This window comes from Luteimonas padinae, assembly GCF_014652935.1.
Lineage (GTDB): Bacteria > Pseudomonadota > Gammaproteobacteria > Xanthomonadales > Xanthomonadaceae > Luteimonas > Luteimonas padinae.
The window spans coordinates 372,594-379,938 of sequence record NZ_BMZT01000002.1; the positions used below are offsets into that span (position 1 = coordinate 372,594).

Sequence of the window (7,345 nt, forward strand, 5' to 3'; positions counted from 1 at the left end):
ACGGATGTGTGCCGCGCAATCCTGACGATGGGCTGAAGAAAACTAACTGACGTGGGTCAAGCCGCCTGCGGGTCGGCGGGCGCGGCCTACTGTTTCCAGAGCACGGGCGCGGCCAGCGCGCCCAGGCGCCCCTGATCGAGGATCTCCAGCTCACGCCGGTCGACGTGCAGCAGGCCCTCGGACTGGAAGCGCTTGAGCACCCGGCTCACGGTTTCGGGCGCCAGCCGCAGGTAGTTGGCGATGTCGGTGCGCGCCATCGTCAGCTGGAAGCGGTCGGCCGAGAAGCCGCGTGCGGCCAGGCGGCGCGACATCATCACCAGGAACGCGGCCATGCGTTCGTCGGCGGTCCAGTCGCCCGCGAGCAGGGCGGCGCGGCCGATGTCGCGGCTGAGCAGGCGGAACAGGTGCTGCTGCAGGCCGGGCAGGCGGCCGGCGAGCACCGAGATCTTGGGGAACGAGAACCGGCACAGCATCACCGTGTCCAGCGCCACCGCGTTGCAGGGGTAGGTGTCGCCGTCGATGCCGTCCAGGCCGATCACCTCGCCCGGGAAGTGGAAGCCGAGCACGTGCTCGCGCCCGCCCGGATCGATGATGTAGGTCTTGACCGTGCCCGCGCGCACCGCCGCGATCGCCTCGAAGGGATCGCCGACGCGGAACACGTGGTCGCCGGCGTGCAGCGGGCCGACGTGCTCGACCAGCATGTGCAGCTCGCCCAGCGAGGCCTTGTCCATGCCCTGGGCCATGCACGCCTGCGAGAACGCGCAGGTGGAGCAGAAATGGAACTCGTCGCCGTCGTCGGCCAGGATGCTGGGATCGACGCGCGGAAACGCGACCTTGTCGTTCACCACGCCGTGGCCTCCCGATGCGTCAGATCGCGCGGGAGAAGCGGGGCCGGCTGTCGGATTCGGCGGGGGCGGGGGTGAGGTAGCGGTCGAAGCACATGGCAATGTTACGCAACAGCAGCCGTCCGCGCCCAGTCACCTTGATGCGATCGTGCTCGACGCGGACCAGGCCGTCCTCCTCGAGCGGCTTCATGCTGGCCAGCGAGTCGGCGAAATAGTCCCGGAAATCAATGGCGTGCCGACGCTCCAGGGCGCCCATCGGGACCTCGGCCTGGCACATCAGCTGCTGGATCAGGTCGGCGCGGATCACGTCGTCCTCGTCGAGCTGCATGCCGCGGAACACCGGCAGCCGGCCCTCGTCGATGGCGAACTGCCACGAGGGCAGGTCGCGCGGGTTCTGGCTGAAGGTGTCGCCGATGTGGCTGATCGCGCTCACGCCCATGCCGATCAGGTCGCTGTCGGCGTGGGTGGTGTAGCCCATGAAGTTGCGGTGCAGGCTGCCGCGCGCTTGGGCCATGGCCAGGTCGTCGTCGGGCAGCGCGAAGTGGTCCATGCCGATGTACTCGTAGCCACCGGCCGAGAGCCTGGTGATCGCCAGCTCCAGCAGGCCGAGCTTCTGCTCCGCGCTGGGCAGGTCCTCGGCCTTGATCTGGTTCTGCGGACGGAACACGTCGGGCAGGTGCGCATAGCCGTAGACGGCCAGGCGGTCCGGGCGCATCTCCAGCACCGTGTCGAGCGTGCGCGCGAAGCCCTCCGGATTCTGCTTCGGCAGCCCGTAGATCAGGTCGACGTTGACCGAGCGGAAGCCGTTGGCGCGGCAGGCGTCGACCACCGCGCGGGTCTCCTCGACCGACTGGATGCGGTTGACCGCCTGCTGCACCACCGGATCGAAGTCCTGCACGCCGAAGCTGGCCCGGTTGAAGCCGATGCGGCCGAGCTCCGCGATGTCGGCCGGCGACACGAAGCGCGGGTCGAGCTCGATCGAGATGTCGCTTTCCTCGGGGCGGGCGAAGTGGAACTGGCGGCGCAGCGCGTCCACCAGTTCGCCGATCTGCGCCGGATCCATGAAGTTCGGCGTGCCGCCGCCCAGGTGCAGCTGCACCACCTCGCGGTCGCGGTCGAACAGCGCCGCGGTCATGTCGATCTCGCGGTACAGGCGCGCCAGATAGGTCTCGGCGCGTGACTTGTCGCGGGTGATGATGCGATTGCAGCCGCAGTAGAAGCAGGGGCTGACGCAGAACGGGACGTGCACGTACAGCGACAGCCGGCGCGGGATCGGATCGCCGTTGCTGGCGGCTGCCGCCTCGCGCAGCTGCGCCTCGCCGAACGCGTTGCTGAACTGCGGCGCGGTGGGATAGGAGGTGTAGCGCGGCCCCGGCCGGTCGTAACGGCGGAGCAGCTCGGCGTTGAAGGGCAGGGAGGCGTCCATGGGGCGCAATCCTGCCTCAGGCGCGGGGGGCATGCCTTGACTCGGGTCAAGCCTCGGGCCAAGCCCGGCCATGCGCGGAGGCGTTTCCCGACGCCGCGTGCTTGCGCTGGCTCAATACCGGGCGCATCGGGCTGGGCTAGCATGCGCGCTTCCTGCATCTGCGACCTCACCGGAGCCATGATGACGACCACTGCACGCCTTGCCCGAACGATTCCCGCCACCGCCGCGCTCGCGCTGGCCATCGGCGCCTTCGCCGGCAGCGGGGGCGCGCTGGCGTCCGGCCAAGAGGCGGGCACGGGCAGCCGCGTCGAAACCGTGGTCCAGGCCGAGGTCGCGGTGCGCGGCGAGGTGACCGCCATCGACCGCGAAGCCCGCCTGGTCACGCTCGAGACCGGCACCGGCTCGCGCATCCTGCCGGTGGATCCGCGCGTGGCCGACTTCGAACATCTGCGCGTGGGCGACGTGATCGACGTCCGCTACCACCGTTCTGTCCTGTTCGACATCCAGCCCGCCGGCTCCGCCGAGCCCGGCGCCTGGATCGGCGAGGAAGGCCGCACGGCCGATCGCGACCAGGGCGTGCCCGCGCGCATCGGCGAGCAGGAAGTGACAGTCCTGGCCGAGGTGGTCGAGGTCGACGCCGAGCACGGCAACTTCACCGTCAAGGGCCCGAATGGCAGCGTGCGTACGCTGCAGGCCGAAAAGCCGGAGCACCGCGCCGAGGTCGGCAGGATCCGCGTCGGCGACCTGCTGCGCGTACGCTTCCGCGAGGGCCTGGCGGTGTCGCTGGCGAAGGTGGAGCTGCACTGAGGCACGCCGCGGCCGGAGCTTCCGGCCGCGACCAGCGGGACAGGATTCGCCGACGGCAGGGAGGCCGCATGCGCGAGCGATGCAGGAACGGGAGGCGCCTGGCGCTGGCGTGCGCCGGCGTGGCCCTCGCAATGATGGCGGAGCCCGCGCCCGCGCAGACGGTGCAGAAATGCGTCGCCGCCGACGGGCACGTCACGCTCACCAGCGATGCCTGCGGGGCAGGGGAGCGGCTGGCCGCCAGCTACGGCGCCGTACCGGAGCCTGTCGTGGAGGCCACAGCCCGCACGCGGCCGGTCACGGAGTCGCGGCCATCGCGTGGTGGAGCGCGCAGCGGCCCGCGCCGCGGAGGATCGGCGACCCGCGCCAAGCGCGCCCCCGACCGCTGCCAGGCCGCGCGCGAGCGCCGCGAACGCACCCTGCAGCGGGTCGGACTGAAGCGCACGTTCGACCTGTTGCGCAGGCTCGACGACGAGGTCTGGCAGGCTTGCCGCTGAGGCCATGCCGCGGGCTCAGTCCGCGGCGAAACCTTCCGCCACCAGCTTGCCGATCACCGTGCCGCTTTCCAGCAGCCGGTGCGCTTCCATCAGCGTGGCCGCATCGATCGTGCCCAGTCGGCGGCCGAGCGTCGTGCGCAGCGTGCCCGCGTCGACCAGCCGCGACACGTCGTCGAGCAGCGCGCCCTGCGCCCCGATGTCCGGCGTGTCCGACATCGAGCGGGTGAACATGAATTCCCAGTGCACCGACACGCTCTTGCGCTTGAACAGGCCGATGTCGAAGCTGGCCGGGTCGTCGATCAGCACCATGCGACCCTGCGGCGCGATCAGCTCCGCGATCTGCGCAAGATGCCGGTCGGTCTGCGTGGTCGAGAACACGAAGGCCGGCGCGCCGAGGCCGAGCGCGGCCACCTGCGCCGCGAGCGGCTGGCGGTGGTCGACCACATGGTGCGCACCGAGGCCGCGGACCCATTCGGCGGTTTCCGGCCGCGACGCCGTCGCGACCACGGTCAGCCCGGTCAGCTGGCGGGCCAGCTGGATCGCCATCGAACCGACGCCGCCGGCGCCCCCGACGATCACGATCACCGGCGCCGCGCCCGGCACCTCGCGGCCGTGGACGTCCAGGCGGTCGAACAGCGCCTCCCAGGCCGTGATCGCCGTGAGCGGCATGGCCGCCGCCTCCGCCCAGTCGAGCGAACGCGGCTTGCGGCCGACGATGCGTTCATCGACGAGATGGAACTCCGCGTTGGTGCCGGGACGGGCGAGGGCGCCCGCGTAGAAGACTTCGTCGCCGGGCCGGAAGCGCCCGGCGTCGGGACCGGCTTCCACCACCACGCCCGCCGCGTCCCAGCCCAGCACCTTCCAGTCACCGGGCTCCGGCGCGGCCGTGCGGCGGACCTTGGTGTCGACGGGGTTCACGGACACCGCGCGGACCTCCACCAGCAGGTCGCGTCCCGCGGCCACCGGGCGGGGACGCTCGATGTCGACCAGCGCATCGGGGGCATCGATGGGTCCCGGAGTCCGGTAGCCGACGGCACGCATGGCGCATATCCTTTCAAATGAGGCGGATATCGTACCCCTGATCGTCCGAAGGAACCGGCTTGGACAGGCTGCGCTACTGGCTGCTGCTGACGATTTCCAGGAGACCCAAGGCCTTTGTGCGAGGGGCCGGCGTGCTCGTCGCCGTGGTCCTGATGGCGGGCGCGCTGGTCGCCATGGTGCTGGCCGACCACGGCCGCACCGAACAGCGCCACGCCGAAGCCCTGCACATGTTCGAGGGCATCACCGCCGAGAGCACCGCGCTGCTGGACGAACTCTCCCGCGACGAAGGGCTCGACTGCAGCGCCGAAGGCCTGGCCTACCTCAATACCAGGCTGATCGGGACCCGCTACCTGCGCGAGATCGGCCTGCTGGACGCCGACCGGCGGCTGGTCTGCTCGACCGCGCTCGGCCGCCTGGCAGTGCCCGTCAAGGGCAATTACCCGGTGCACGTCTCGCGCTCGGGACTCGAGCTGATGGACGACATCCCGCTCACGGTGGCCGGGAAGACGCTGAGGGCCACCATCATCCAGCGTCCACCGGTCAACGTGGTGGTCAGCCCCTATGCCACCGACGACCTCAACGCCCGCGCCGACGTCCTGTGGCTGCGCACCGCGGACGGGCTGGTCGCGCTCCACGCCGGCGTCGAACCCGGCCTGCTGCCGGCCATGCGGACACGGGCAGGGCGCCTGGCCACCACCCACGCGGCGCCGCTGGGGCTGGGCTACGAACTGGTCACCATGGCCGACGGACTGGACCTGGTGCTGCAGACGCAGCGCAGCCTTCCGGCGATCGTGGTGCGCGGCGGCGCGCTGTTCCCGCTGCTGGCGGCGGCATCGCTGCTGGTGGGCGCGCTGGCCGCCGGCGCCATCGCTCCCCACGTGGCCAGGCTTGGCGAGCTGCGCAAGCGCATCGGCTTCCTTTGCGACGAAGCCCACCTCGCGCTGGTGTACCAGCCCGTGTTCGAGCTCGCGACGGGGCGCACGGTCGGCTGTGAAGTTCTTGCGCGGCTGAAGGAGGGCGACTGCCACTGGCCGCCGCCGGTGACGATCCCGGCGATCCTCGACGCCGGCCTGGAGCGGCGCTTCGACCACCACACTTGCGCCGGTGCTGCAGGGCGCGCTGCAGGCTTCCGGGCGCCAGGACCTGACGCTGTGCATCGAGATCACCGAGCACAGCCTGGCCAGCGACCTGGTCAAGGAAGCGCAGAGACTGCAGGCGCTTGGCTTCCTGGTCGCGGTGGACGACTTCGGCACCGGATACTCCAACCTGAAGTCGGTCACGCGGCTCTCGCCGGACCTGCTGAAGATCGACGCCTCGTTCGTCTACGAGCTCGAGGACGCCACGCTGCGCTCCGGCCTGATCCCCGAAATCGTCCACATCGCCAAGGCCGTGGGCGCGGAAACCGTGGCCGAGGGGATCCAGAACGTGCCGCAGATGCAGCTGCTGCTGGCGGAAGGCGTGCGCTACGGCCAGGGGTTCGGGCTGGGGGTGCCGATGCCGGTGGAGGAGTTTGTGGGGGTGTCGGGATATCTAAAGCTGTGAGCCCAGGGGGCTCAATAGATTCAGAAAGTTAGCGATCAGCTCGCAAATTAAGTCACATCTTTACCTAGCATCGATGACGCCCGTAAGTGTGAATTTTCCTAGCAGGACGGCTGCAAATGTGAGTAAACGTTGTTCCGCTGCGCTCCCTACACGATTTTCAGTTGCGTCGCGGCTTCCAGGACATCGTGAAACGCCAGTGATGACCCTTCCTTGCTCGGCAGAGGGCTGGCAGAGTAAGGGGTAATTCGCGGCTCGATGAACTGGGAGAGGGGCGTGGCGTACCCTAATGATGAGCAAAACTCGGCATCCCGGATATCAATGAGGGCCGGATAGAAGATGGTCGGTTGGCTATGAATTAGCCAAAGAGGCCGGGGGCCCCTCGGCATCCGATGGCCCTCACGATAGATCCTTGCACAGGCATTGTGGGTCCCTAACAGGATGTCTTGCTGCACCTCGATGCCAATTGGATGAGTCTGGAATAGGGGGTGTTTGACCACCTCTGTGAGCCACCTATCTACAGCTTCCCGGATTCTCGTGGACTTGGGTGAGTCCCGGTCCACCCAGCACGCTTCATGGTAGAGCACAAGCAAAAGACTTAAGGCATGCGGCGACGTGCTGCGCTCAAGCTCCTGGATCTGTCGTCCCGCGCACGACTCGACTAACTCGGGGAAATTTGAATAGCCAAACGCAAGCGCAAACGGGTCAACTGCTTGCAGTCCGAGCGCACGAGAGCTGCTTTCAAAGATTTGAGCCGCTTGCTCTAAGGTGGGTGGTGAAGCCTGGAGGTAAGGGGAAACACTTCCCAACAGCCAGCCTATAGATCCCGGCAAGTGTCGCTCGACGCGCTCGGCCAAGTTGTACTTCTTTCCGACGGGGCCGCTGTAGTTGCCGTCTGGGTCCGTCCCAAGTGCAAGAATCCGTCCGAATACGTCATTGGCCGTCGTGGCCACGGGGCGCGGAGCGACACCTAAAGAAAACTTTCGACCACCAGGCTCACGCACCAGTTGCCTGTTGAGGTCGCTCAAGGTGCCCTTGGTGACCCAAAGAAGATGCAGTATCCAAAGGCGCGCTCTAAATCGTTGCTCAGATGTCTTCGGGGGGCGTGTTGGGTTCACCCCCGTTTTCACGGACACTTACGAGAAGGCCGATCGAGGCCATGAGGAGTGTTCATGTCGAAGCGAAGGAAGTTC

The 7,345-nt window shown here is 68.3% G+C and carries 7 protein-coding genes and 1 pseudogene; 4 read left to right on the plus strand and 4 right to left on the minus strand.

Annotated features, from left to right (window positions below):
• Positions 1–86: 86 nt before the first annotated feature.
• Positions 87–845 (minus strand): helix-turn-helix domain-containing protein, encoded by a 759-nt coding sequence (locus IE168_RS03505; protein WP_386660305.1) that lies wholly within the window; start codon positions 843–845, stop codon positions 87–89.
• Positions 846–867: 22 nt separating this feature from the next.
• Positions 868–2,271, minus strand: a complete 1,404-nt coding sequence (gene hemN / locus IE168_RS03510; RefSeq protein WP_189495248.1) for an oxygen-independent coproporphyrinogen III oxidase — start codon at positions 2,269–2,271, stop codon at positions 868–870.
• Positions 2,272–2,451: 180 nt separating this feature from the next.
• Here hemN and IE168_RS03515 point away from each other — a divergent pair, with 180 nt between their 5' ends.
• The gene (locus IE168_RS03515) at positions 2,452–3,078 is read left to right on the plus strand and encodes a hypothetical protein (RefSeq protein WP_189495250.1); all 627 of its coding nucleotides are present in this window, start codon (positions 2,452–2,454) and stop codon (positions 3,076–3,078) included.
• A gap of 119 nt (positions 3,079–3,197) precedes the next feature.
• Positions 3,198–3,572 carry a DUF4124 domain-containing protein gene (locus IE168_RS03520; protein ID WP_189495252.1) on the plus strand — a complete coding sequence of 125 codons (375 nt, stop codon included), beginning with the start codon at positions 3,198–3,200 and terminating at the stop codon, positions 3,570–3,572.
• A gap of 15 nt (positions 3,573–3,587) precedes the next feature.
• Here IE168_RS03520 and IE168_RS03525 read toward each other — a convergent pair whose 3' ends face one another.
• Positions 3,588–4,613, minus strand: coding sequence for a zinc-binding alcohol dehydrogenase family protein (locus IE168_RS03525; protein WP_189495254.1), 1,026 nt, complete (start codon positions 4,611–4,613; stop codon positions 3,588–3,590).
• Between the two features lie 173 nt (positions 4,614–4,786).
• On the opposite strand from IE168_RS03525, the pseudogene IE168_RS14795 reads away from it, so the two are divergent.
• Together IE168_RS14795 and IE168_RS14800 are read left to right on the plus strand one after the other, a co-directional pair.
• Positions 4,787–5,308, plus strand: a pseudogene (locus tag IE168_RS14795) (CSS-motif domain-containing protein); the annotation flags it as partial.
• Between the two features lie 409 nt (positions 5,309–5,717).
• Complete coding sequence (locus IE168_RS14800) at positions 5,718–6,155, plus strand: EAL domain-containing protein (protein WP_386660326.1); 438 nt, start codon at positions 5,718–5,720, stop codon at positions 6,153–6,155.
• 146 nt (positions 6,156–6,301) lie between these two features.
• On the opposite strand, the gene IE168_RS03535 is transcribed toward IE168_RS14800, so the two are convergent.
• Positions 6,302–7,180 carry a hypothetical protein gene (locus IE168_RS03535; protein ID WP_189495258.1) on the minus strand — a complete coding sequence of 293 codons (879 nt, stop codon included), beginning with the start codon at positions 7,178–7,180 and terminating at the stop codon, positions 6,302–6,304.
• Positions 7,181–7,345 lie beyond the last annotated feature (165 nt).